Genomic DNA, 25614 nt, shown 5'->3' on the forward strand with positions numbered 1-25614 from the left:
TTATCTCCGACCTTGTTTGATTTTGGCAATTTCAAGCGTATTAAATACCGAGGCGACCAAGCCGCCGTGACGCAGGGTAAATTGCGGGGCTAGGCGATGAACCACTAACACATTGCCCTGACGGCGGGTGTTAACCATGGCCTCTTTACCGTCCTTGCCATCGACTGCAAAAATCGCCGGCACCGCTTGATTGGCGTGCAGTTCAAAATAGGTAAAACGGCCATCGTCATAGACATGGAGTGGAACGATTTGCGGGTTGCCGCTGAACCGGTAATGGCTGTTGTAGGTTTTTTGAGGCGGGTTTTTCGCCGCTTTGGCTTTAGCCGCTGCCTGTAAAAGAGCAACGCGTTTGGCTTGTTCTTCCTCAGGATAAGTAAACACCACCGCATAGGTTTTTTGCTGGGCGGGCACGTCCAATTGAGGCTGGCTTACCGCCTGAAAATAATAAGTGTGCTTATTGGTCACCACGGTGAGGTTGGTGTTACTGTTTAATACCGTGGGTTTTAAAAACAGCATGTGGCTTAAGCGGCGGTGATGGGTGACCATCCAGCCGGCGGTATCGCCACCTTCAATGTCTAAAATCACCTCCTTGTCACCAAAAACGATGTGGGTGGTGGTAAAGGTAGCTGCTTCAATTTTTACCACGTTATGCTCACTGAATGGCACGTGCTTGATGCGCGCATCGTCACGGTAGCCGGTCGGAATTTGTTGCGCGTGTAAGGCCGCACTCATAAGCATTAATAAAAAGATAAAACGTTTCATGCCTGCTTCTCCGTCACTTGGATTTGTTTGCTGTAGCGAATCACCTGAAAGCCATCCCAGTTTTTCCAGCGCACATCGGGATTACTGGACGGCTTTAAATACTGCCAGGCAATGAGCGCGTTGTAATGACTCACCTCGGCATGCCCGCTTTGCTTGTCCGTGTCGGTGATGGTAAAGGCCACTTCGGCGACATTGTTGTGGTCTTGGTGGATGTCGCGGCCATTGCTTAACAGGTTGTCTAAGAAATGGATGCTTGCGATTTTCACGTTGCGTGAGACATGGACGTTTAAGCGATTAATCGGGGCGTCTTTATTGGATTTGGCCTGTTCTTTTAAGTACTCATTATTAACGGCCGTATTGGATAACACGCTGACTAAATCAAACTGACTGCGATAGGTGCTCACATCAAAGCTTTCACGATTGGTGATGTAGCGCACCACATCACTTTCCACCTGGGCGCGATTTATCGGGGCATTACTTTGGGTTAAGGGCTCAACGGTGGTTAAACCGTTATCGTAATGATGCACCATCAACGGAATTAAGGTCTGGCAATGGGCTAAAATCATCACCGCCGCGATGGCGAGGAGATTTAAGCCCATGCTGGCTAAAAAAGCGGCCTGGTAACGTTGGCGTGACACGGTAATGCGGGCAAAGTTATCATCCGCCCAGCGTTTTGCTTCTTTAAAATACGAGGGGTAATGGTTCTGACTCATTTTGTTACTCCTTGGAAGGGGTTAGGCGGATTCTGAGGCGCTCCTCTAAGTGTCTGCACGTTGGCGCGGGCGCTGTCAGGGGTTAAGGCTTGACCTAAAAGCCTTGCCTTCTGGCTTAACTGATGGGTGACGCGGCCAGAGCCTAAAAAGCCACCGATGAAGCCGCCAACCATGGCCGAACCATTGGCCGTAGAGCAGGCACTGCCGATGCTTTTGGCAATGGCGGTGACTTCAAGAATGGCCATGACGCAAAAGCCTGCGACCATTGCCAGTGGGATCCAATCCACCGCGGTGACATTCGCCGCATGGCTGTCATAATGCCCGCCTATCGCCCAATGGATTAAATGCAGGGCAAAGCCCACCACGGTGGAGACAAAAATCAACACGAAAGAAAAACCAGCGAGCGTGCCTAACCAGCGGTCAAAAAAGCCGCGCGTTTTATCAAACAGGGTAAAGGGGATAAACAGCGGCGCAGTACACAGGCAAATGGACAGCATCAATTTGGCAATGATAATCTCAAACAAGGCAAAGCCCACCACGGCAAAGCCTGAGAGGTAAATGAGAATGGCGGTAAACATCGGCCCCCAATGTTTAAACGAGGCCTTATCCCAAGTCCAGGCGCCGACGCGAACCACCTCAATGAATACCGATTGCAGACCGTGATTGACGCTAGTGCCGCCGCTTATCGCTGGCAATTTAGTGGGTGCTAAGTTCATGATGAGCGCACCAATTTCACCGGCGCTGTTGATGAAAAGCGCGACTAAGTAGGAAGAAAAAACACCCCAATTCATTGCCAGCGTATAAACCAAGCCAATACGGATTAAGTTTTTCTGAAATTCTTCCATGGGGTTTTTAATGAGGCCACGCAAGAGACCAAAGCCCATTAAAATAATCATGATAATGCACAGGCTACCCAGGGGTTTGGCGAGTGCTTCAGCCAGTGCTTGATAGCCTTTAAAGACAAAGTCTTTCGTCAGCTTGATTTGGATTTTGCCTTTATCAATCATGATTTGTTCGCCACATTTACGGGTCAGGACTAGCATGGGTATTTCTCCTTGTGAGGTTAGTGTTTCAAGAGTGCGTAGAGGTCTTGAATGTGTTTTAAGGCGATTTTGGTATCAATGCGTTGTTGCAGCTCCGCCTTGGCTGAGCAGAAGTGATTGCGTCTAACGCTTGATTTGCAGCGCTCAATGAATTGCGGCAAAGTCGGAGGAAAGTTACTGTTTTCGCGAAAGTAAAACAGCGCTTCCTTAAGCGTGGTGTTGTTAAACCGGGAAAGTCCTTCTGACCACTCTTTTTTGGCCAAATGAAGCAGCGCTTCGCTCTTGTAGCTGCTCCACCACACATGGCCGTAAATGGCGCCCAAGCGGGTAAAGAGGGTATCCATGCGCTTGTCGATCGCCTCAGGCTTTGCGGAATTGGATGACATTGTCGGCTCCTGAATGGGTCGGGGTGTCGGTGTCAAAGTCGAAATCGACGTTGTCGAATTGATGCCAAAGGCTTTGGCTTTGAGTTTTGGATCGAGTAAATCTTTGATGGGTTTCACGGTGTGACTCCTTTCGGTTGATTGCGGGTAATGTTTCATTCCAGCCTTGCTGGCTAAGCCAGTTGGCAGGGTACTTCCATGCAGGAACCCACTGGCCATTAGCCGTGAGCTCATTGCGGTGATTGATTTGTGCCTTTAGGGCATGAAGGATTTTCTGGCAAAGGGCTTCATCGGGGTTTAAACGCTGAAAGGCGTCCCAGGCCTTCTCACGGTTTTGTTGCTGTGGATAAAGCGACCAGAATTGCTCGAATTGGGATAATAAAAAAAATAATAAATAATCTTTATTAGGAGGTATGACGGCTTTTGCCATTTTGCCTGTGTCGGTTTTTGTTTTTTCACTCGCTGAAAACTGAGTGCTGGCGCCGTTTTTAGGGTTATCCACAGTGACGGCTAACTGTGACGGGTTTGTGACGGCTTTATTTTGGACGGACTGATGCCTTGTCGCTAAAAGGCATTTTAAAATAAGTTGGTGGTCTTCCGATTGAACCTCAATCAACCCGGCACGCTCCAAGCCTGCAATCGCTCGCCGCGCTTGAGCACGTGAAAAGGACGTGGCTTTAATACCGGGGTGCGGTTCAATGTAGAGTTGTTCCGTCAGCGATTGATAGCTTATCCCACGTTTTTCGCCAACCATGCCCGTTTTAAAATCCATATAAGGCCTAATCCCTCTTAGGTAGACCAACTGCTGGATATGCGGCAATCCGTCCAGTCGATCTAATTCGTTGTTGTTGATGGTGAATTCCATTTCTAACGACCCTATTGATTCGTTTTCCTGTTATTTCTGTGTTATGTTTATTAGACATAATCATTAATTTCCACTTTTCGTGGAAATTAGATTTCAATATATCACTATATGTGGAAATATCAATGGGGTATTTCAACATTTTTAACTTTGAATCCGAGGGACGATGAGCATCAAAGAACAAATAGGCCAACGTATACAGGCTGCACGCCAGGAAAAAGGACTGACACTTAAAGCTTTGGCTGGTCTCACAGACGATTTAAAACAATCAAGAATTAACAATTGGGAGCGTGGTGACCGAACACCGGGTCCAGAAGAAATCAAGCAACTGGCAAAGGCATTGGACGTTTCTGCCGCCTATTTGATGTGCTTAACGGATGAGAAACAGCCTAAAAAAATACCCGGATTGGGCGCTTTGATTCCTATTTTGGATTACCAACAGGCCTGTGATCCGGTAGCCGCAATTGAGGCTATAAAAAGTGAGATCAATCAGGATAGGGTGAGTTTTATACCGGTAGCGGCAGATTTGGCTCAAAGGCTTGGGGAGAATGCTTTTGCGTTGAAAATTAAGGATGACAGTATGAGTCCAGAGCTACGCATTAACGATTTGTTACTAGTATCATTAAATGTAAATCCATCCCCAGGTAATTTTGTTGTTGCCCTAATTAACGGCGCAGAAGCAGTCATTGTTAGACGCTATAAGCAATTATCGGTTAATAAAAATTTTCAGTCGTTTGAATTAAAAGCAGAAAATGATAATTGGGGTGTGATACAAGTCACAGATAAAAATGATTGTACTGTGAAAGGTATTATTAGCTGTGTGGTTAGGGCGTTCAATTAATCAGTCTAAAGAATATGGTTGATTGATAGATTTCCCTTGTAAGGCTATTTTTCCTAGCATCTCGCGGGATTCAATATCAATTAGCAGGTTAGACTGAGATATTTGTAATGTGAGTATGGACAGCAATATTCTTGAATTGTACCCATAATTAGAGTACACTTTATTAAAGTAGAGATTTTACTTATCGTGATAACAAAAACCGTAATAATAACAAAAAATGCCCGACGAGATTTGCAAAAAGTCCCGGCTTATATCGCTTTAAAATTAGCTGCTTGGATTGAAGCAGTAGCCCATGATGGTTTAATGGAGGTTAGAAAAATTCCTGGCTTTCATGACGAGCCACTTAAGGGAAACAGAGTAGGGCAGCGTTCAATACGATTAAGTAGAGCCTACCGAGCTATTTATGAGCTAGGCCAACAAGGCGAGATGGAGATCGTTGAAATTATGGAGGTGAATAAACATGATTACTAAACAATCCAAAGATTCAATGCAATACATTGAATCGTTAGTGGGACAAAAGCTTACTCTTGGCAGTTTTCTCATGTCTATTCGCCAAGGCGACGGAGAGACCCAGGCCGCATTTGCTAAAACATTGGGTATATCACGACAAAATCTATGTGATATTGAGCATGGGCGGCGATTTGTAAGTCCTAAAATGGCAGCCGAATATGCTGAGAAGTTAGGTTACTCCAAAAAGCAATTCGTTCGACTTTGTTTGCAGGATTTGCTTGATCGAGAAGGCTTGACACTAATTGTCGATGTGGAAAATGCAGCTTAATTATTTAGGTAAAAGGATGCCTTTAATACTGGTTCTACTTCTTTCCATCTTTTCTATTACCGTAAAAGCTCTGCCTGTATTCACGGCATCATCCGAGGTTGAGCGATTAATCAGTCGTGGTATTGATGCTGCTGGTGGTGAGGATGCTTTAATGCAGATGCAGTCGATATCTCGGTATGGTTCTATCACGTTGTATAAGGGAGGCATACCAGAACGATATAACTACCATACCGCCCTTATTTACTTTAAAAAACTGCATGAGGAAATCAAAGGCCGTAACATCGTTGTTGATCGGGGTACCGATGGCAATGTCTTTTGGTTTTGGACGGGCAGCCAATACGATTATGTTAATGAGGAGTGGTTAAAGGATTATATGTTGGAGACCATTGAGCGTGCTAATCGCGATCTGCTATGGTTAGAAAAAGAATATGCTCATCTACAAATCATCACAGAACAGCCCGATTGGGTACCTATTAATAATCAATGCATTAAAGGAACAAAACGAAAGGAATCTGAGATGCGCCTTTATTGTTTTGATTCTAAAACTGGTTTATTAAGTGCTCTTGGCAGTAATGAAGAATACCGCTTGGTTGATGACTGGCGGAGTGTAGGTAACATTAAGTTACCATTTCGTTTGCAGCATTACCGTGAGGGCAAATTATCCTACACAATCCAATTAAATCGGGCCGAATTAAATCAAACAATGGATGATAACGAGTTTAATTTTCCAGTTTCTAATTAGATTAAAACTCCAGCTAATGAATCAGCTGAGGACCAGATGGCATTAAGGGACACAAGAAAGGTTGTGTATTTGACTTAATATTCAACACATTGATTGGCTTAAATGATAAAAATATTAAATTTCAATTTATAGGAATATAACAACAAGAGAACAGAGCCCCCTCTTCAGATAATTTTTTAACTCCGATATTTACTAGGGATTCATGCGAAAGCAGACTATCTCCCCCTGTTAGCCCCACACTTTGCAGTGCCGAAAACGTGACGTAACTGTGACAGTATAACGCTGTTTTTGGTCATTTTTGGCTGTTTTTTAGGGGTTGTGACGCATCGCAAGGTATTGATTTTATTTTAAATTATAAAAAGAGTATAAGGCTTCGAACCAAGGTGTCGGGGGTTCGAGTCCCTCCGAGCGCGCCATTTAAAATCAAGCACTTAGCTCCAAATTTGACTTAAAAACCAAGTCGGGGTGACGAAAACGTGTCCCAAACTCTTTTCGCAGCTCTTAACTCTTAAAATGAATTATTGAGGATCGGCCAGAGCGGCGAATGATTTAAATATGCCATGACGGGCTGATTAAATGACAGTCGCCTCATTGCAAACCATGATTGACCGGATAAGACTTAAGGCATTGCAGTGACTTCAATAGCATAAATTCCAACATAATACAACATGGCTTTGTAGAGAGAATCCCTGATGACAGGTTCTACCGCTTTCCAGCCCTCCGCCACAAGATTTTTTGCAGTTTGAACGCAATGATCAATGACGCCTATTTCATTCAGCAAAACAACCACCTGATGCAATGCCTCTCTTTTTTTATGAATTAAACTCTCATAGAGCCACCGCCGTTGAGACGCGTCTAATTGCGGGATGGCAAGAGCAATCGGTATGGTAATTTTCCCAGACATGACATCTTCTTCCAGGGCGCGCGCATCGCCGCGGTAAGCCCTCACATCATCCATGTATTGGTAGGCTAAACCTACATTCAGTGCATAATGACCCACTTGGGTCACTTGTTCCTCTGACGCATGCCCCAAAATGGCACCGATTTCAGCCAATGATTTGATATTGAGCCCCGTTTTTAAATTGTGCGTAGCCTCGATTGCCTTTAATAAGTCGGTATTATCACCCAGGTCAACAGCCTGGAGCAGCAGATCCTGCATACCGGCTATGTCTGCACATTGACCCACAATTGACGAAACAGCGGTATCAAAATAAATTTTATAAATTTTTAACAGTTGCTCTGGGGTTAAGTTCGTTGTGTTCATAAGGCGATTGAAAAGAAAATACCCCAATAACCCCCCATTGATGGCTCTGTCTATCCCGTATAATTCATGAACCGTTGGTTTACCACGCCTTAGTTTGGAATTATCCTGAATGTCATCAAAAATCAGCGTGGAAGACTGCAGTATTTCTGCGATTACTGGCCACTCCCGGAATTGCTCGGAGTTACCACCTACCGCGTTGATCACCACAAGACAAAAGAAAGAGCGCCAGCCTTTGCCTTTACGGAGTAGCATGTCGCGCAAAGGATTGACCCCGGCATCGTAAATTTTAACAGCAGACACATTGTGAATAATTTGTTGCAACTGTTCATCTTTAACCAATGTCATAGCGAGATCGCTTGCCTGTTTGGGTAAATAATGATGGTTAATCTCGTTCAAGACTAATCCCGCCATCTCCTCCATCAACCGGGTCTTACTCCGGAGGATTTTTTCGTTGTTTCCATAAATCTCAACAAATCCCACTCCCTCGGTCTCTTTCATGTTCTCCCGGTAACGAATGTTGATAACACCCTCGTAAAAAGCGAACGCAGTGAGGATAGTGATCACCTCCTGGTTATCAACCAAGGCTTCAATGTACAATTCTGTATCGCACTCATCGAGTTTGATTTGCCATTTCACAGGATAGGTATTTAACGTGCGGTTACTCTGCCAGGTATCGAGGACTTGAATTGAAAAATGGCTATACGTTTTATAATTACCCACCTCGTCAATCACTTTAACAATGGACTCAACGACCTCTGCTGTTTCTTTATCAAACACTTGGTAAATGGAAAGTTGACGACCATCCTCCAGTTGAATGGAAAACCATATCCAACCTTTGTCTACGATGGTTTTGGTGGATTTTTTATTATTAAGACTGAATTCATGATCGTACCAGCCCATGCCTTCAATTCCCTTATTATTTAACCTCCCCTTGACTGAGCCGTGGGGGATAAAATAATAAAACATCTGATCAACATTGTCATAATCACCCAATAAAGCGATACCCTCTTGACCATGCCGAATCGTTTTTTTATCCATGCAAAACTCTAAACAGAGCACCTGCGAGTCATGATTAATTTCAATGCGATACAAACCGTCTTTTTTAAAAAACCTGGATTCACCAAAGCGTGCGGCAAAATTTTCTTCATTCACTTCAAAGTCAATAGGCATAGACACATCAGGATAAATTTCTCTATTTTGCTCCATCATATCCGCAAGGTAATCCAACAGTTCATTTTTTCCTGTGCTTTCTCTGATTTTTTTGCTGTAGCGTTTGGGTATTTCTTCATCGCAAATCGTCCAGTGCTGATGAGTTTTAGTCTCATGATCAACCAGAACGTAAATAATAAACAGATTGTCATCGAGCGAATTTTGCGCTTTAACTTTGAAAAAACTAAAGAAAAAACTGTATTTTTTCAAGCTTTGTTTTTCATGAAAGTGGGTATTGAAATACCACCATTCAATTTTGGAGGGGTGGGGGAGATCCTGAATCTTTAAGTCGATTTCCTTATCAAAATAGGGAATGTTGTTTTCCTGACAGCATTGCACAAATGCCTTGTTAACTCGCATCATGTTCATTAATAACCTTATTTTGAAGACAAAATCAATAACTCAAATGGTTTGTTGAATAAATGCTTGTTCAAATTTATGCACACATGATTTTAAATGTAGCTTATCCTGTCAATATTCGCCAATGCAGGACACCTTCCTTTTCATTGCCATCCTCTGGCTTTCTATTCCTCCCAACCACCTAACATCCTTTTTCCGCCAGGCGATCATTGTTCTTAAGTGTTTGCGCGGCCATCTTTTATCACAACCTGCTGAAATTAAATATAAATCCGTATTTGTGTTATTTAAAATCAAATCGTGAACTTAAAATACATAACTGACAAGGAAGCCGCTGTGAAGAAGATACTTATCGTGTCTTTGATTGCTATCATCACTACCAGTCTTTTGGGGTGAATCCCAGTAATTTGAAAAATTGCTTTTCAATCATTCTATGTGGTGATAACAGTGGTCGATTATTTAAATCGAAAAAATTTAAAGACTAGGCTTCAGTCATTTTTAATGCCTGTGTCAATTCACTGAATACCTCCGCTGGTATGTTACCTTTATGCGTTAAAATAAGCTTTTCCAGAATGGCTTTAACCGTTTTTTCGTCAACAACAAATTCTGAAACGATTGGATGAAACAACGCAAGGTCAACTTCTATCATTCGTTTAGCAATCCCTTTCATTTGAAAAATCTCATCTTTGGAAGGAGCTGGGATTGCCTTTACCATTTCTGAAAGTTTTTGCCATCTGTCTTTGCCATTTGCATCTTGCTTAAGCCATGCACTACCATAACCAGCAAGTAAATTCCAGTAACTGGCAAGTACACTCCGGTATCGATGAGGTACTCCGAATTCACGATATAAGCCTAGTAAATTCCCTGGGTTTGCAGCCTTTAGAGCTTCCTTTGCATTCACTCCATCTACTGCCGTATCATTCCCTTTGTAGTAATCAATATTTAAAATTCGTGCACCAACTTTTCCGGCAATCATTTGTAAAGCAAGAAATTTTGTAAAATTCTGAAAATCGGTAGCACCCGCATTGATTATTAAGTCTGCCTTACCATTCACTAAACCTGCCACATCGTCGGGTAACTCATCATATCTTGCATTGTAGGCTTTAGCCCGGGTAGAAAGTGATCTTTTATCTATCGTTGCTTTGGCTTTTTCAGCCAAAGGCGGATAAACTTCGACAAGTACTGCACTTGTTTGGCTTCTGTTACTTACTATTCAAGTGTAATCTGACCTTCCCCACTACCCATTTCATAGATTAAAATGGGTTCATTTTTTCCCCTGGTTGCAATTATTTCTTCAACCATTGTATTAATAACTCTACCAAACAGTGCTTTATTTGGACTTGTCTTGCTTCCCCAATCATAAGCTAATGCCATGGCTTCAATTTGTTCAGAACTCATTTTTGGAGATGGAATACAGTTCAGGATTTCCGTGATGAGTTGCTGCATTAACTTAACACAATCAGCCGGCTGAGCTAATTTATCAACCTCATTTAACTGTTGAATAAGTTGCTGTAATTTTTGTTTATTTTCTAACAAATGCTCAGTTAATTCGGGGTTCTGGCCATCTGGCGGTTGTTGTGCACTCATAAACTTGACTAGTTAATCTAACCTTTCAGAAGTGTGGGTCTTGCGATAGTTATTGTCAAATGTGGTGCACAGCTTGAGTGGCATTTTTTTTTGAGCTGCCTACCCTCATTCATACCTTACTTTTATTCATTTTCACCTAAGACAGCCTGACCAAACGAATCATCAATTACCATCAGCCAATGATGCTTTTTTAATGGAAATTTCATCTTTTATGGTGTTATTTTTTTGGGGGAAGGTGACTATTTAGTCAGCCCAAGAATAGAATCGAAATCATCAATGAGTTCTTGCATCGCCTCAAAGGCTGTTGCCATGTTTTGTGAAGAGAGACTCTGGTTTCTGTAATCCATCTCATATGATACGGATTGTTTTGGCGCAATCAGATCTTCGATAATACGTTTTAATGCCCCTCGCTTCATATGAACAGGGGAATAGGGAGTGTAGAAAAATTTCATGTTGATGCCACTTGAAAACAATGTTGGCATAGAGAGATAGGCCTTGCAGGACCCTTTGGCATTGGTCGATAAGGTAAAATGGGGGGGTGGTAATTCAAAACCATAGATAGCTCGAATAAAATAGCGATACAAGGTGTTGTTCAATTTATTAAAATCAGTCTCCACTTCAGAGCGTAATTGGTTATCGAGGTGTTCGCGGTCTGATGCCGACATGGCTTGAAAACGATGCCAAAGGGAATATAAAGGAACAGGGGAGATTTCAAAAATCAATTTTCGATTACCTGCGTTGTAAGGCCAGGTTTGCATAAAATCAATTAAACGTTGCCCATATTGATGTAGTACTGAAGTAGAATTGCTATCCATTATGGCCTCCAGGCCAACAAAATAAGGATCAATTTGCATTTTTTTATAAGCGTCTTGCAGGGGTTGGCTAATGTAGGTCAAGTAATATTGGGTCATAGTCTGGATGTATTCTGGACTTCTTGTTAAGGCAAGGCTAAGGGGAGGGGCGGCATCGATGATGTTTTGGCCCCCGAGTTCAAAAAAATTGAGCAGCAATTGACAATACGAGATAAACGTTTTTTCAGCATAATCGGCAAAATCGATTTTACCCGGGTTTTTGTTGTGCCTGTTATACGCCAGTATGTAGGCTGAACGGGTTCCTCCTGGGCTGATTACTCCCGTTAATCCTTCAGGAAAATGAGACCTCACGCGGTTTGCAAAGTCAGTCGCATCTGTTTCGTTACTCATTACTCAACTCCTTAGGACTACTGGCTCAATAGCACAACTATAATAATGATAAACCATCTGGGTAATTTGTGAGGAAAGCAGCCAATGCCATTTCAGCCACAATGAGCGTATTTGCACTGAAAATTGCTTTTTAAATCAGCGGCAAGTATTTTGCGGTCTTGTAACCCGGGCACTGCGGGTCACCACCGACTGCTCATTCCTGCCCTCAAAGAAGCCGGGATAGGTTTTAATGCTGTGCCGTAAAGGGGACAGGTCACGTCTCGGTTGTTTTCCTTCCACATGCTGCTGTCCATAATCCTGCGCGGCTTTATAGAGGTGTAAAAGAAACGGTTTGTTGGTTTGACATGCCGGGCAACACGGAATTAAACAAGTATAAAAATCGTCAGCCAGTGCCAGGGTTTTTCCCCTGAAACAGGGGGTTTGACGTTTTTCACGGTCGCTTTGGAGTGATTGCCATAAAATTCCTGGCGATGATAAGGGTATAAATAGGTGTTACACACATCCGATACGGTTAACTGCTTGCCGTGAACAAGAAACAGCTTGGCGAGCATGCGGCTGTAGGATTTTTCCGTGCAGCGTTTTAACACTTAAATACCCGCGAGAGGAGATGGGGGCCTTTGTGTATCTAAGTCCTGTATAAGGGAGGCGGTGAGCATATCAATCAGATAAATCAGAGAATTCATTGGCAATAAAATTTTTCTTGGCTTCCCAGCCACAAAATATCGTCCATTGGTTTATATGTTACGGAGTGCATTAGAATGCTCTACAAAATCAGTGGAGATAGACATGCCATCAAACGACGTCGATTACAAAAAAAAACTTGAACAATACGGTATCCAGTCGCATTTGATTCCGTCAGGACTCAGTAATGAACAATACCAGGTGTTATATAAGAAATTACGAATTTTTAATCTTACAATTAAAGAGAAATGGCAGTTATTGGCCATTCTTGGTGATGAGTCAGCCTATGAGAATTTGGAAAAAAAAGACATGTTGCACGGTAATATGGCTCATTATGCTGCTTTTTCTGGCAATATTGAACGATTAAACCAGGTTCTGGCTCGAAGTCCCCAACTTTTTTGGTGGACAGATGTATATGGGTATAGTGCAGCACTTTACGCGGCCAGCTCCGGTAATCCTGACGCCTTGCAATGGGTTAAGGACAATATACCCCATATATTGGGAAGTAGCATTGTGTATTCTGCCGCAAAGACAGGTAATCCTGCCATGTTGCAATGGGTTAAGGACAATAAACCCGATTGGCTTAAAAATGAACGATGGGGTTTTGAATTCGTTCAAGGTGCCGCCCGTTCGGGCAATCCTGATGCGTTGCTCTGGGTTAATAAGAATCTCCGGGATATTTTACTGGCAATGGATGACAAGAAGAGGAATGATTTCCTGGAGGAGGCTGCCACTTCTGACCATGAACCTCAGCTTGGTTTGGCATTGGCACTTTGTGATAATCCACAGGAAGTCAAGTTCGATTTAACTTCAGATAAAGAATTCGAAGAAAGGGTTGTACCTGCTTTGCTTTACACGCTTCAAACCAATTACACGCTGACACGTATCATTTATCCATATAGCTGGTCGTCAAACAGTAAAATAGACGCGTTACTTCAAAAGAATAAGGACATCATTCTTGAACTCAATAAATTGAGCAGGGATTTTACTGTTTTATGTCAACAGGATACAGGTGCGCGCACCAGCCCCTTATCAAAAGGTGCTTTATTGACCTTGTTCAAAACGGCTGCCCAGGCTATCTCTCCGCGCATCCCGGAAAAAGACATTCTAGCCCAGTTTAATAAAATAAATAACAACAGCAACAAATTAAAGCATGATGGGGCTTTGGAAGTGAAACAAGAAGCTTCCCGCATTAACGCCTTGGCAAACAAGTTAACGGGGATTGATAAGGGGAGGGCGCTTCTTATCAGCGAGGCTTGGGTTGAACTTAAAGCCCTTATTCTTGAGCAGGATACCTTCATCGAAGACGACCTGAGGCAGTGGTATTTTAAATACGGTAAAACCATAAACAAGCCCATTACTCCACAGGCGAATGGTTTTTTTAAACCCGAAGAAACAAGCCCTTATGCCCTGTTGACCAGGCTCTGCGAGGCTTTTGGCTTTGACGAGAAGCGAGTAATGAATAAGCCTGAGACTAATCACTCAGCCGGTAATGCAGAGGTGGCCGCGGCGCCACCGTGCTAAGCCGAAGTTCAGCGTGCAGCCTGAGTCACTGTGGAAAGCTGCCTTAGGTCAGCTTATTGCGGTCTTGGAAAACGACCGTTTTTGAGACTAATCATTCATTCATGACTTGTTACTCGCGAAGTAGTGATAAAGACAAATATGTAATGGTTATGAAGGTAAAGTCAGTGCCGATGCAGCAGGAATTATTGCAACGTTGTTAGTGCTTTGCAGTCTCTCGAATAGTACACGCGAAGTCCGGTTTACTTGTGCCTATCACCTTTTGTATTTCGTAGCACAGTATCCTGAGGCTGCGGCAATCTTTGCAGCTATTGATAACGAATGCCTCGAAAGAGGGTTTACTAAAGCGTATTTTCCCCGGTTCATGATTTTGTTTCATTGGTGTTTTAATGAGGCAAAGCAGCAAAGGAAGGTGTTCTATGTGGATCAGCATCGTGGCTATTTACTTTATTGGCTTCGTACTTGAAGTGTATACATCCCATTGGCAGCAGTGGGATTGAGGCAATTAAACGGTTGACTCAGGGGTGGATATCTTTTCATTGAACGCGAATATTAAACGGTGTTCATCTTAAAGCCTTTACTATGGCCCTTTATTTCGTAACCGAAAAAATTCTTTGGAGCAATTTTCAGAATGTTACTTTAAGCATTACGGTGACAAGGGGCACACTTATTTTGGCACCGGCGGTTTAAACAATTTTTGCAATGACTTGATTCACAGAAAAGACCGCTACAGTCGATTTAAACCATTTATTTTCCATTGGCCTATTACCAATCCAGCGTGGTTTCAGGGAGTGGAGCTTAAAGACACGGAGAACAAAATCAGATACACCGCAGTCTAAGATTGTGAAGTCGATTTGAATTGGATAAATGCAATACGCTGTCTAAATCATGCTTCAATGAGTAGAGAAGCATCTATCTGAGAAAACAGAGGTATTTTTGAGCCATTTAAACAGGTAATGGCATTATCAAATCTTGAAATATAGAACCTAGTACTATACAATATAAAGAAGAGGTATGTCCGTGCGTGTATTTAAAAATAAGTGGTTTGATCGATTTTGCGGAAAACAGCTTATTGATGATGAAATGCTATGCGCACTCGTGAAAGAGATTGAAGCAAACCATATTGATGTTGATTATGGTGGCTCAGTTATAAAACAAAGAATGGCTCGAAAAAATCAAGGTAAATCCGGCGGTTATCGGTGCATTATATTGTATCGAATGCAAGATAAAGTGTTCTTTGTCTATGGATTTGCAAAAAATAACAAAGACAATATAAGCGACGAAGAGGTTAATGGGTTTAAGGCTTTGGCCTCCCAATTACTTGAATTATCAAATGAGGCTTTGAAAAAGTTAATTGAAGCAAAGGTTCTTATTGAGGTGCCATATGACAAAGAGTAACAAAACCTATAAAAGTGATGTGTTTGAAGCCATCCATGAAACGGCCAATGATTTATTCGAGGCCGGTATCATTACTAAACAGACGATGCGTCAATTTGACAAATCCTGTTTAACGGAAATACACGAATTTACGCCACAAGCGATTATCGCTCTGCGCGAGCGAGAAAGAGTGAGTCAGCCTATTTTTGCACATTGCCTAAATCTGTCTAAAGACATAATTAGCCAATGGGAGAGGGGGATTAAAAAACCTTCTGGTGCTTCGCTAAAGCTGCTTGCTCTTATTGAAAAAAAGGGCCTGGATGCTATTTTGTAGAGCGTGAAAAGTAAATTTCCCCATATGGATTTGGCAATGAGCCTCTTACTACGGTCAGATATAGGATAAGCTCGCCGTACTTAATTAGCGCAATGTATGGATTCTTGCCGCTAACAATCAGATAAATCACCATTAGGCAGCACCGTATTACATAGTATTTTAGCTGATTTTAATTGTTCTTCTGAAATATTAGAATTATATAAATTGGCTTCGGTAAAATTAACTCCGGATACATCTGTTCCTGTGAAATTAGACCCAGTCAAGTTTGTTGCTACAAATGCCGCATTTTTTAAGTTGGAAAAACTGAAATCACTGTAAGATAAATCAAAATATGAAATATTGGATACCATTCCCTTACAATTTTTAAAATTAGAAAACTGATGGTTAGCATTCATCGAAGAAAATGAAGAACGAATAAAGTTGGACTGCTCAATGTTTAAAGAACCAGAATGGTTGGTCTCTAAAAAATCTACGCTACTGAGATCACATTTTATACAATGACCAGTTAATTTAAACTGCTCTACATCTTTAGGAATTGATACACTGTTAGCCGATGTATACAGAAATATAAGCGCAATAGACAGATTTAGTTTTTTACTCATGAATAATTCCTTCATTCTTAAATTCATGAGATTGTATTTATTTTTTCAGTAATTGCTAGGTGTAATATCAATTATGGGTAATCCCACCACCATTAAATCCGGGGGCACGAATAAGAACAGAACACGTAACCTTCCGCTCGTTTATGTTCATACCGCTGCCGACCGGGTAGTTAGGAAAGATCCCAAGGATACTCAACTCTGGAGTGAGGTGTTCATTCCCGGAGCGTCCATGCTTGATTGTTCAGCATGCCGCATTTTAAAGAAACCGGCGTATTGCATAACCATTTTGAGAAGATCGTGATTAGCCCCGTCTTTGAAAAATAAATGGCCTGGGTTAGGGTTGGATTTATCCGCCTGGTTATCGCCAACTATGGCTAAGAATTGCAAGGAGGGAGCAAGCGCTGCGCTTTGCAATAGAGTATGAATTTCTTTCAATCGCGCAAGGCTTTCCTGATGAATCCTGGCCATCTCATCGGGCGAGGGGGTTGCAATGTAAAACTCAGGCATGTATACCGCCCTGTATTCTTCGAGAGCGTTCAAAAACATCGGTACGTTTTCAAGGTGTTCGGAAATGGTTTGACCAATCAGGCGAATTAAATCAAGTACAGGATCCAGATTGCCATTGCGCAAGGATTCAATTGCATGCTCAATTTGTTCAAAAGAAACAGAATCCCTTAATCTGGTAAAATCGTTGACTTGCCTTTTGTCAAGCGCAGGCATAGGGACTTGATAAATCGCTTCCATAAGTAAAGAAATAATATAATTTCTATTTTCAGTGCTTTTCTCTTCTTGAGTTTGCTCAGTTGCAATCGTTAATTCCGTTTTTAATTGAGCAGAAATGGCTTTTAATCGTGCCAGGTTTGTTTGATGAGATTCAATAAGTTGTGCTGGCTTATGAGTATAATAGTTAACTGGTCTATGGCGCGCCGCATCATAAGCAAGCTGGTATTGATATAAATGTTCATGAAAGACAGCAACATCTTTTTCGATTTTCTTAATGGATTTATCAATTTTTTCAAGAAGTGAAAGCATGGGGTTGATATCGCCGGCATCCAATGCGCCCATGGCTTTTTTAATTATCTTTGCACCGTCATACCCGTACAGAGTATTTTCACGCCATTCATGCCCTTCGGCAACGTAGTGTTTAAATCGCGTAGTGACCAGCGCTTCGTTAAGTAATTGAGCAATAAGTTCTCTGTTCATTGGTTCTTCCTTATAATCTAAGAGCATTTATTGTACTAAATGAATATTAAGTAATCATTATGTGGGCATGTGAGGCAAAAACATGGAACAAAACGAGCATGGCATTTCCACTTGTCCCTGGCTGTAAATGCGGACGCACCTGCGGTAACCAACTGGCAATGCTATCCAATAGAAAGTTGCTCGTTGTAATGTCAATGGGGCTTTCATGGCCAATAGCAAGTCAGCCATTTTCAAAACCACGGTCGTTTAAAAATTTGAAATTGCTTAACTTTATTGCAGTATTATGAAAAAATTGGCTGCAATGAACGAATTTGAACGCGTTTGGATATTAAGGATTGACAGCTATGCTCCGTACAAGGTCCACCAACGATTTACCGCCTAAAGCAAAATTGCAAGCTGACATAATGGCTTCGGAAGTAAAACAATCGCTAAAATCAGACAATGCTTTCTGCGAGTTAACTTACCGTAAAAAGCCATGGTTATTTGGATTTTTTGGGGAAAAAGACGGCACCAGTGATGCAAAATATTACAGTTTAAAAAGTGAAATAACGGCGTTCGCGAGTGAATATTATCGTCTCTTTACCGATGGTCATAGTCCAAAATACCGTTCTGTCTATACTAGACGACGCGCTTTAGTATTTGGCACCTACAGCACGCACTATCACCTGTTTGATGATTATGTTTCAGAAGGCTTTATTACTCAAAAAATTGAGAATGCGCTTACTCTTGAACAAGTTTTTATTTTTCTGAGGTCTTTGACAAAATACGATGTCCCATTTAGCGGGCCATACGTCTGGTTCTATTACGGTGAGGTTGATAAGAAAAACCATTGTGCCCATGCCAGAAAACAAATCAATGAGTGGTATGAACGTGCAATTCAGAGTACCCATGAAAAATTGGATCCCTATAAAAGGGTGATGGAGGAAAGCGGTTTCCTGGCGCTTAAAGCGAAGTTTTTGGATTATCTGGAAAAAATAAAACAGGCGTCTTTGTTAATGTTAGCGGAATATGAAACTGAGATTACCCAGGAGTGCAATTTTTCTGCTTACGAAATAAATGAAAAGTTGAGAGCATATTATAACTCCACGTTGGAGGACTTTTGTCAGAAGCAACTCGATCCCATTAAGGTTGAACTGATAAAAAACTATGAACATTACTTATTAAAAAACGGTCTACCTGAAATTATGGCAGTAAGTTACGCTTTGGGTGAATGGAGTTTTAAAGCGCGTGATATTCTTGTTGATACCAAAGAGTATAAGATTTTAAAAATTGATCACGAACGTTGCCTATGGGAAATTAGTCATAGTTTATTAGTCGATATTGGTCTGTATGAGCCAAAGAGTAGGGCAGCCATTACTAATCACCAATCCCTTTCATCCCAGGATATTGATGAGTTTCCCAAGCGAACCAATCCTCCCCGGTTTTGGCCTTCCCGTGAGGATGATAATTTTTACCCGGATTGGTTCCATAAGTTGCTTGACCAGGAAGAATTTAAAAAGCGAGCTTACACAACCTGGCTTGCTATCGTAGTCACGCCTGATCAAACGATTCGTTCACTGGGAACGCTTTTTTTTAAACCAAGCTACAGCGAAAAGATCATTGAACATGTTGTTAGGCGTAAAAATAATTTGTTGAGAGCACTCAAGCATTCAAAACAATTTGCTGAATTTATGATGCTTATCCCAGAGACAGAAATCGAATGCTTAGTTAAAGCACATAATAAACGTTGGCATAAAAACAAGGATGTTTGTGTTCCTCTGGAGGGTATGAAGCAACTTTTATCCGAGCTTAAAGATGATTTACAGCGGAGAAAAAACAAGTGTGATTCATCCATTAACCATCTCTACACCATCGAAGCACCGAGGTTATATAAGTAAAACGCCGGTGCTGTCATTCAGCACCCTAATGGGACCACTTTGTCATCACCTAAAGGGACCACCCCATTAGCACTTAATGGGACCACCTAGTCATCACATAAAGGGACCGGGCTGTCAGCAGCTAAAGGGACCACCCCACCTATCAAACTTTGGTTAAAAATGAACATAATTTTTCTCTGTTTATTCATAAATGGGGAAATGGATGTCAAACCGGAGATTTGAGATGCACGAATATATCATTATTATTAGCCAATTGCGTCAAGGCGCTACGCTCAGAGGGCTGTCCCGTGACAAACTTGCCGATAGAAAAACGCTTAGGAGGGTGCGTGACATTGCGATAGAGCAAGGCTGGTTAGAAAAGGATAAGTCAATCCCCACAGAACAGGAACTGGCGTTATTTTTTGAAAAGAGCAGTGCCAATAGCTTTTTGAGCATACAGCCATACCGGGTGAAGATTGAAGAATGGACCAGACAGGGCGTTCAGGCCAGCACTATCTATGCTCATTTACAACGAGAACATGGTTTTAAAAGTAGTTATAGCGTTGTTCAACGCTATATCAAGTCTTACAAGGAAAAACAACGAGCGGTCACCACGATATTAGAGTTTAAACCGGGCGAATCAGCACAGGTTGACTTTGGGCAAGGACCTAAAATTACTGATGGCAAAGGAGAGGAACAGAAGACCTGGATCTTTGTGATGGTGCTCTCCTGGAGCCGTCATATGTATGCAGAAATGGTCTTACATCAGGATGTTGAGACATGGCTTGCCTGCCATCGGCGTGCCTTTGAATGGTTTAATGGTGTTCCAGAAAAAATAATTATAGATAACGCGAAGTGTGCGATTACGAAAGCTTGTTACCACAACCCTTGCGTTCAAAAGGCATATGGGGAGTGCGCATCAGGCTATGGTTTTATTATTTCCCCATGTCCTCCGTATGATCCCCAGAAAAAAGGCCGAGTTGAATCCGGGGTTAAGTACGTTAAAAACCGCTTTGTTCCACTGCGCCAGTTTAGAAGCTTAAACGATGCGAACGAGCAGTTAAAGATCTGGTTAATACAAGAGGCTGGCGCGCGCAACCACGGCACTACTCATGAAAAGCCTTTGGTTCTATTTGAAATTGAACAACCTCTTCTTAAAAAACTGCCTAACCATCCGCCCGAGTTTGCGGCGTGGGAAAAGGTCAAGCTTCATGGTGATTGCCATGTGCAATACAAGAAATGCCGATATTCAGGTCCATATCGCCTCGCACGGCAAGAGCTTTGGCTTAGAGCAACGGATACAACTATCCGACTGTATTTCAATCATCAACTGGTAGCACTCCATCCGAAACTCGAAATACCAGGCACCAAACATACAATACCAGAACACCTTCCACCGAATGCTTTGGCTTACTCGATGCGAGATGCCCAGTGGTGCCTAAAGCAAGCACATGAAGTTGGAAGCCAATGCGTGATTGCTATTGAGGGACTATTAAATGATTCAGTCGTAGATTATCTTCGGGCTGCACAAAGCATTCTCGGTCTTAGGAAAAAATATGGCGATGACCGTCTGGAGGCTGCTTGCCATAGAGCGCTTGTTTTTCAAAGCGTGCATTATAAAACAATCAAGACGATGCTAGAGGTTGGGGCTGAAAAGCAAGCCTTACCGCATGAGGAAGAACCGACAACATTGGCCAAACCCTATTCGGTAGGGGGAAAGTTCTGCCGGAATACGTCCCACTTATTACACTAATACAAACAACAGGAGACAAATGATGATAAACCCGATGCCCGAGCTATCTTCGCAGTTAAAACAACTACGGTTATCGCATGTTGCTGAGAACATCCCGCTGCGTAACCGTGAGTCTATAGAAAAGAAGCTAAGCTACCCTGAGTTTCTGGGATTACTGCTTCAAGATGAGTTATTAGGAAGGGAAAACAAAAAATTAAGAACACGAATGAAGCGTGCACGTATCCGTGGTGACAAGACGATAGAATCATTCGATTTTGACTTTAACCTTAAAATCAATCGCGCTCAAATACAGGAGTTAATCTCGTGTTCATTTATTGCAGAAAAAGTTCCCATTCTCATCGTAGGACCTTGTGGAACAGGGAAATCTCATATTGCTCAAGCCATAGCTCATTGTGCGATACAAAGAGGAATCGATACACTCTGGCTTTCGCAAAATCAACTCTTTAATGAGTTGCAAGCAGCTAGAGCATCAGGTCGATTTGATAAAAAGTTCTCAGAACTGGTGAAAATGCCACTACTAATCATCGATGATTTTGGACTAAGACCATTACGCAACCCCCAGGATGAGGATTTTCACGACCTAATCTCGGAAAGATATGAGCGTGCATCAACGATCATTACATCCAATCTGGACTTTAGCGAATGGGGTTCTGCTTTCCCTAATCGATTACTTGCTGCAGCCACTATCGATAGATTAAGACATAATTCATATCGGGTTACATTAGATGGTCCCAGTTACAGAGGAGAGCGAGAAACAAAAAAGCGAAAATAACATGTATAATTAACTAAAAGTGGACAAGTTTGATAGGTACCGTTTTGACATTTTAGGCGGTCCCATTAGCTGCTGATCGACGGTCCCTTTAGCATGCTGAATGACACAAGAAAATAAAGAATTAAAAAAACGGCTGGAAATAGATGAAGAAGAACCGGTGAAAAAAATAAAGCTTCGGTGATGGATGAAATGTCAAAAGACCCTGGTAACTTATGGAAAATATATCTATTGAAATAACTATTGGAGTTATTGTCACCATTTTCGGCGGCTATTTGTTTTTTAAATTACAGAACCATATTCAAAAATCTGAGGTCAAAAAACAGAATTATCAGAATATTAAAAATTTATTTAAAAGTTATTATTCGATAATGATGGAAATGAAGGAGGATATTTGTAACCCTCAATTCCATGATGTTAGAGAGTTTTTCGTTATAGAAAAAATTGCAATTTTAACTTTCAATAAGCCAGTATTTCGATATGATTATACTGAAAAATTTTTACCATTATTAAATAGATTAGAAGAATTTAAATACATTACCAGCGTTTCTAATGAATTTTTACATTATAAGATGAGCGAAAATTTCGTAGAATTAATGAAAAATTTTAAAATTTAATGCAGTAAAACATCTACCGCTTAGATAGGAAATTTAGGCTTGATTCGACATGGCAATCCCCCGCAAAATAACTGATGCCAAAAGTAGAATTTTCTCATAATCTATGCGGGAGGAGATTCTTCATGAATCATACATATAAGAATCAGAGGTTGTTATTAGTGGTGTTAATGTCGTTTTCATGAAATGAGTCGCATTGCTAAAGGGCAGATCAACCTGCCCCGTTGCTATATGCTTAATCTGTGAGATAAATTTTTAAACAAATCCCGAAATAGCTCACAAGCCTCTTGATGAATCCCCGGACTATTCGATTCTCTGGGTCCACCAATGTTTAACACGCGAATATCATTGTCATTTATCCAGGCTTTTATATTCTGCACAGCCTCATCTTTATTATCCAGACTAATAATTAGATGGTGTTTCTTTTGACGCTCTGCATCCTCAATGGTTAACTTTGTGCCATCCTTTACCCTTTCAGGCAAAGGCCAGCTTGGCACAATAATTAAGGTTCCGTCCGAATCACGGATATTTAATTTCGTCCGCTCATCGGGATCACTGGTTGTTGCTTCTTTTAAGGCAGGGAATTGCTTTAAGACATTAACGTTGTTCTCATCCAGGCCGCCTTTCGGACACCAGCCACCGATGTCGATACCCATTTCAGTAGCAATTAATAAGGCTGCTTGATCAACGCCAGTTTGTCCACCTGAGACTATTTTCTCAATCATGCAATGATCTCCTGATGTTCTTTTGAATACTTAAAAGGGGTAAATTTCTTGGGAAAGTCATAAACATCCATTCCCGTTTTATTTTTAATGCAGTTAACAAAAAGATTTGCAGGACCTGCAAACACAATGCTGTAAATCGCTTTTATTGAAAAACTTATCGCCACCACTTTTAAGATACTGCTTAAAGGAATAGAGGCCAGTTCCATCATTAAAATGGCGAAAAAAGAGTAAAGGAGTTCTGAGAAAGTAGACGATCCCAAACTCCTTAACCAAAAATGCCGACCTTTAAGGAGTACTTTCCATCGGGTTAAAATATAAGAATTGGCTAAATTGGCGACAATATAGGCAATAAAACCACTGATGGTGATCCGCAGTAACGATAAGCCCAATACATAATTATAAAAGCCTTGTTCTTTAAAAAAGACAGGATGAGGTGAAATTAGAACGAGTTGGCATACTAGAACAAAAAATAATTGTGCCAGAAATCCAGAAACGATTAACCATTGTGTAATTTTATAGCCATACACCTCTGCAATGATATCGTCCAAAATGAATACTAACGGGGAAGTAAAGGATCCTCCCAAGACGAATAAGGCATCAGTACCTATATAGCGATTGGTTAAAACAGCATTGCAAAGCATGATGCTCATATAAAGCATGCTCAGTAACAGGAGCACTTTATAGGCTATAGGATTGTCTATAAATGTTTGTTTTCCACTTTTAGTGCTCATTAAAACTCTCTCGTTTGACTAGTCGCAGATGGCTAATTTTCGCAGGAGGCATTGGATTTAATGGAGCCGTGCTCATTTTTAAACCGGCAAGAAGGCCAATATAAAAGGCCTGTGCTGCATCAAATTCCTTAATTAACTCTCTGGATAAGGCCACCTCTTGAGGATGCATAATGCTCTGCTTTTGTGTTGGCCAATGTTCAATACCAATCAGGCCGTCCCTCGTTTGAAAAAGAAGGTTATAGCTGCCGTATCGGGATACAGAATAAGCACCAAAGGTATTTTCCTGTTTAAGTTGGCGTATTTCAGTGGAATTGGATTTAACTGTTTTTGAGTATTCGATACCGATATAGCAGCTTTGTACAGGGTGTAAGCCATGGAGAATATCTAAATCAAAAACGATATCGTTTATCGTCAGATCAATAACAGCTTTTGAATTGATGTATTGGACTTTGTAATACCCTTGGTCGTGGTAAGGATAGAAATCAACAATTTTGTAGAGGATAAACGATTTTCGCGCGCGTTTATTTTTTCGTTTAGGGTACAGAAGATTTGAAAACGTTTCAGTTAACGGCTGCAACAACATGGTACATCATCCTTGGGAGCGTATTTTCCTATTAAAAAACAGTGTTAAGAACACTACAGCGACTATCTCATGTGCATTTTTATCAAATTTCAGAATGGGTGCGCCCTGATTAATGGGATGTAGTTCCCATTCGGGGGGATCGATATATAATCCTCGTAACGTTAGTTCGTTATTTTCCCGTAAATTAACCAATACTAAATCACCATCAGCCGGGGTTAACTCCGGATCAAAAACAAAAACCGTTCCTGGCGAATAGCGCGGATACATCGAGGGGCGGCTTTCAAGAGCAAAGGCTTGAGCACTTAAACTCTGATTTTTTTCAATGGTAATAGGCAGCCACTCTTTCCACTTCTTTAGATCAACAGCGCCAGCATTTTTCGCAGTATCCCAATCAAAGACAGGAACAAAAGTAGGCCGAGAATGATTAAGATGGTGAGGATTGGTTTTAGAGTTGGGCGCAAGCAATGTATCAACAGTAACACCGAAGTAATCAGCAAGCGTTTTTAATGTATAGACTCTCGGGTCTGTGGTTTCACCGGATAGTAACCGTCTAATAGTCATTACAGGAATATTCAACTCCTGAGCGACTTTCGTTTCCGTTGTATTGCGAATCGCCATAAGTTCACTAAGGTTTTGAGCAATCGCGCAACGCTGCTCATGGTCAAGGTCTAGTTCCTCAATCTCCATAAAACACCTTAGTTTCTTCCAAAAACAAAATTGTACAGTAAGAGCAGATTTAAACAAACACTAATTTATTTACGGAACACAATCCAACAATAATGTTTGACTTTAATAACAACATTGTTATTATTTAAATCATTGTTGTTATAACAAATGACGACGATTAGCCTCAATAATTAGAAAGGAGTTCTCAGTGAACAGGAATTCACGGTTGAAGGTATATCAGGGTATGATTCAATTTTTACTTGAATCCACCAATTATACTTTTGAGACAATCGCAGACTTTACAAGCTATTCCGTTAAAGAAATCCGCTCCATCTACTTAAACCAAAAATTGCCAGAAAAATTATTATCTGAGAAGCAACTGATTAAGCTTTACCGAATTATTCTCGATATCCACACCTCCAAAACCAACGTTCAAAAATTGTTTGAATAGGAAAA

29 protein-coding genes are annotated in these 25614 nt (G+C 41.4%); 13 read left to right on the plus strand and 16 right to left on the minus strand.

All coding sequences use genetic code 11. The features are described 5' to 3' along the window. The 5 genes from virB9 to GH742_RS03220 are packed head-to-tail and all read right to left on the minus strand — an operon-like array spanning nucleotide 1 to nucleotide 3673. Nucleotides 1-762, minus strand: a complete 762-nt coding sequence (gene virB9 / locus GH742_RS03200; protein WP_203456093.1) for a P-type conjugative transfer protein VirB9 — start codon at nucleotides 760-762, stop codon at nucleotides 1-3. After that, the gene (locus GH742_RS03205; protein ID WP_203456094.1) at nucleotides 759-1475 is read right to left on the minus strand and encodes a virB8 family protein; all 717 of its coding nucleotides are present in this window, start codon (nucleotides 1473-1475) and stop codon (nucleotides 759-761) included. Before GH742_RS03205 ends, virB9 begins: the two co-directional genes overlap by 4 nt. Further along, entirely contained in the window at nucleotides 1472-2518 is a 1047-nt protein-coding gene (locus GH742_RS03210; RefSeq protein ID WP_239005262.1) for a type IV secretion system protein, read from the minus strand. Before GH742_RS03210 ends, GH742_RS03205 begins: the two co-directional genes overlap by 4 nt. A 20-nt stretch (nucleotides 2519-2538) precedes the next feature. Then, nucleotides 2539-2904, minus strand: a complete 366-nt coding sequence (locus GH742_RS03215; RefSeq protein ID WP_203456095.1) for a Vir protein — start codon at nucleotides 2902-2904, stop codon at nucleotides 2539-2541. Next, a complete protein-coding gene (locus GH742_RS03220; protein ID WP_203456096.1) occupies nucleotides 2879-3673 on the minus strand; it encodes a hypothetical protein in 795 nt (264 codons plus the stop codon). Before GH742_RS03220 ends, GH742_RS03215 begins: the two co-directional genes overlap by 26 nt. A 256-nt stretch (nucleotides 3674-3929) precedes the next feature. Here GH742_RS03220 and GH742_RS03225 point away from each other — a divergent pair, with 256 nt between their 5' ends. The 4 genes from GH742_RS03225 to GH742_RS03240 all read left to right on the plus strand — a co-directional run bounded on the left by GH742_RS03225 (nucleotide 3930) and on the right by GH742_RS03240 (nucleotide 6124). Then, complete coding sequence (locus GH742_RS03225) at nucleotides 3930-4604, plus strand: S24 family peptidase (protein ID WP_203456097.1); 675 nt, start codon at nucleotides 3930-3932, stop codon at nucleotides 4602-4604. Nucleotides 4605-4790: 186 nt separating this feature from the next. Next, the gene (locus tag GH742_RS03230; protein WP_203456098.1) at nucleotides 4791-5075 is read left to right on the plus strand and encodes a type II toxin-antitoxin system RelE/ParE family toxin; all 285 of its coding nucleotides are present in this window, start codon (nucleotides 4791-4793) and stop codon (nucleotides 5073-5075) included. Continuing rightward, nucleotides 5065-5382, plus strand: a complete 318-nt coding sequence (locus GH742_RS03235; protein ID WP_203456099.1) for a helix-turn-helix domain-containing protein — start codon at nucleotides 5065-5067, stop codon at nucleotides 5380-5382. The genes GH742_RS03230 and GH742_RS03235 overlap by 11 nt, the downstream gene beginning before the upstream one ends. Then, nucleotides 5363-6124 carry a hypothetical protein gene (locus GH742_RS03240; protein ID WP_203456100.1) on the plus strand — a complete coding sequence of 254 codons (762 nt, stop codon included), beginning with the start codon at nucleotides 5363-5365 and terminating at the stop codon, nucleotides 6122-6124. The genes GH742_RS03235 and GH742_RS03240 overlap by 20 nt, the downstream gene beginning before the upstream one ends. A 619-nt stretch (nucleotides 6125-6743) precedes the next feature. On the opposite strand, the gene GH742_RS03245 is transcribed toward GH742_RS03240, so the two are convergent. The 5 genes from GH742_RS03245 to GH742_RS03265 form a co-directional block, all read right to left on the minus strand. Continuing rightward, nucleotides 6744-8960, minus strand: coding sequence for a polyprenyl synthetase family protein (locus GH742_RS03245; protein WP_203456101.1), 2217 nt, complete (start codon nucleotides 8958-8960; stop codon nucleotides 6744-6746). Nucleotides 8961-9435: 475 nt separating this feature from the next. After that, entirely contained in the window at nucleotides 9436-10113 is a 678-nt protein-coding gene (locus GH742_RS03250) for a hypothetical protein (RefSeq protein WP_203456102.1), read from the minus strand. A gap of 50 nt (nucleotides 10114-10163) precedes the next feature. Further along, on the minus strand, nucleotides 10164-10541 hold the full coding sequence (locus GH742_RS03255) for a hypothetical protein (RefSeq protein WP_203456103.1): 378 nt from the start codon (nucleotides 10539-10541) through the stop codon (nucleotides 10164-10166). A 239-nt stretch (nucleotides 10542-10780) separates the two neighbouring features. Next, the gene (locus GH742_RS03260; RefSeq protein ID WP_203456104.1) at nucleotides 10781-11743 is read right to left on the minus strand and encodes a hypothetical protein; all 963 of its coding nucleotides are present in this window, start codon (nucleotides 11741-11743) and stop codon (nucleotides 10781-10783) included. Between the two features lie 362 nt (nucleotides 11744-12105). Beyond that, complete coding sequence (locus GH742_RS03265) at nucleotides 12106-12330, minus strand: hypothetical protein (protein ID WP_203456105.1); 225 nt, start codon at nucleotides 12328-12330, stop codon at nucleotides 12106-12108. A gap of 199 nt (nucleotides 12331-12529) precedes the next feature. On the opposite strand from GH742_RS03265, the gene GH742_RS03270 reads away from it, so the two are divergent. The 4 genes from GH742_RS03270 (at nucleotide 12530) to GH742_RS03285 (ending at nucleotide 15656) form a co-directional block, all read left to right on the plus strand. After that, entirely contained in the window at nucleotides 12530-13948 is a 1419-nt protein-coding gene (locus GH742_RS03270; protein WP_203456106.1) for a hypothetical protein, read from the plus strand. A 199-nt stretch (nucleotides 13949-14147) separates the two neighbouring features. Beyond that, entirely contained in the window at nucleotides 14148-14411 is a 264-nt protein-coding gene (locus GH742_RS15835; protein WP_370569543.1) for a hypothetical protein, read from the plus strand. Nucleotides 14412-14965: 554 nt separating this feature from the next. After that, nucleotides 14966-15343 carry a type II toxin-antitoxin system RelE/ParE family toxin gene (locus tag GH742_RS03280; protein ID WP_203456107.1) on the plus strand — a complete coding sequence of 126 codons (378 nt, stop codon included), beginning with the start codon at nucleotides 14966-14968 and terminating at the stop codon, nucleotides 15341-15343. Then, nucleotides 15330-15656 carry a DNA-binding transcriptional regulator gene (locus GH742_RS03285; protein WP_203456108.1) on the plus strand — a complete coding sequence of 109 codons (327 nt, stop codon included), beginning with the start codon at nucleotides 15330-15332 and terminating at the stop codon, nucleotides 15654-15656. Before GH742_RS03280 ends, GH742_RS03285 begins: the two co-directional genes overlap by 14 nt. Nucleotides 15657-15766: 110 nt before the next feature. Here GH742_RS03285 and GH742_RS03290 read toward each other — a convergent pair whose 3' ends face one another. Together GH742_RS03290 and GH742_RS03295 are read right to left on the minus strand one after the other, a co-directional pair. After that, nucleotides 15767-16258, minus strand: coding sequence for a pentapeptide repeat-containing protein (locus tag GH742_RS03290; protein ID WP_203456109.1), 492 nt, complete (start codon nucleotides 16256-16258; stop codon nucleotides 15767-15769). 192 nt (nucleotides 16259-16450) lie between these two features. After that, nucleotides 16451-17323 carry a hypothetical protein gene (locus GH742_RS03295; protein WP_203456110.1) on the minus strand — a complete coding sequence of 291 codons (873 nt, stop codon included), beginning with the start codon at nucleotides 17321-17323 and terminating at the stop codon, nucleotides 16451-16453. A 473-nt stretch (nucleotides 17324-17796) separates the two neighbouring features. On the opposite strand from GH742_RS03295, the gene GH742_RS03300 reads away from it, so the two are divergent. From GH742_RS03300 to GH742_RS03315, 4 genes are all read left to right on the plus strand, one after another. Next, nucleotides 17797-19338, plus strand: coding sequence for a hypothetical protein (locus GH742_RS03300; RefSeq protein ID WP_203456111.1), 1542 nt, complete (start codon nucleotides 17797-17799; stop codon nucleotides 19336-19338). 223 nt (nucleotides 19339-19561) lie between these two features. Further along, on the plus strand, nucleotides 19562-21070 hold the full coding sequence (gene istA / locus GH742_RS03305; protein WP_151298575.1) for an IS21 family transposase: 1509 nt from the start codon (nucleotides 19562-19564) through the stop codon (nucleotides 21068-21070). Between the two features lie 19 nt (nucleotides 21071-21089). Beyond that, complete coding sequence (gene istB, locus GH742_RS03310; protein ID WP_272927805.1) at nucleotides 21090-21842, plus strand: IS21-like element helper ATPase IstB; 753 nt, start codon at nucleotides 21090-21092, stop codon at nucleotides 21840-21842. 212 nt (nucleotides 21843-22054) lie between these two features. After that, entirely contained in the window at nucleotides 22055-22456 is a 402-nt protein-coding gene (locus tag GH742_RS03315; protein ID WP_203456112.1) for a hypothetical protein, read from the plus strand. Between the two features lie 224 nt (nucleotides 22457-22680). Here the strand turns inward: GH742_RS03315 and GH742_RS03320 are convergent, their stop codons facing one another. From GH742_RS03320 to GH742_RS03335, 4 genes are read right to left on the minus strand one after another with little or no spacing between them, the layout of a single operon-like run. Beyond that, entirely contained in the window at nucleotides 22681-23178 is a 498-nt protein-coding gene (locus GH742_RS03320) for a putative molybdenum carrier protein (RefSeq protein WP_203456113.1), read from the minus strand. Further along, on the minus strand, nucleotides 23175-23909 hold the full coding sequence (locus GH742_RS03325) for a queuosine precursor transporter (protein ID WP_203456114.1): 735 nt from the start codon (nucleotides 23907-23909) through the stop codon (nucleotides 23175-23177). Before GH742_RS03325 ends, GH742_RS03320 begins: the two co-directional genes overlap by 4 nt. Next, on the minus strand, nucleotides 23899-24492 hold the full coding sequence (locus GH742_RS03330; protein ID WP_203456115.1) for a hypothetical protein: 594 nt from the start codon (nucleotides 24490-24492) through the stop codon (nucleotides 23899-23901). Before GH742_RS03330 ends, GH742_RS03325 begins: the two co-directional genes overlap by 11 nt. A gap of 6 nt (nucleotides 24493-24498) precedes the next feature. Continuing rightward, complete coding sequence (locus tag GH742_RS03335; protein WP_203456116.1) at nucleotides 24499-25179, minus strand: S24 family peptidase; 681 nt, start codon at nucleotides 25177-25179, stop codon at nucleotides 24499-24501. A gap of 187 nt (nucleotides 25180-25366) precedes the next feature. Between GH742_RS03335 and GH742_RS03340 the strand changes: the two genes are divergently transcribed. Next, the gene (locus GH742_RS03340; RefSeq protein ID WP_203456117.1) at nucleotides 25367-25609 is read left to right on the plus strand and encodes a hypothetical protein; all 243 of its coding nucleotides are present in this window, start codon (nucleotides 25367-25369) and stop codon (nucleotides 25607-25609) included. Nucleotides 25610-25614 lie beyond the last annotated feature (5 nt).

Origin of the sequence: Legionella sp. MW5194 (assembly GCF_016864235.1) — a bacterium.
In the GTDB taxonomy this organism is placed as follows: Bacteria; Pseudomonadota; Gammaproteobacteria; order Legionellales; family Legionellaceae; genus Legionella_C.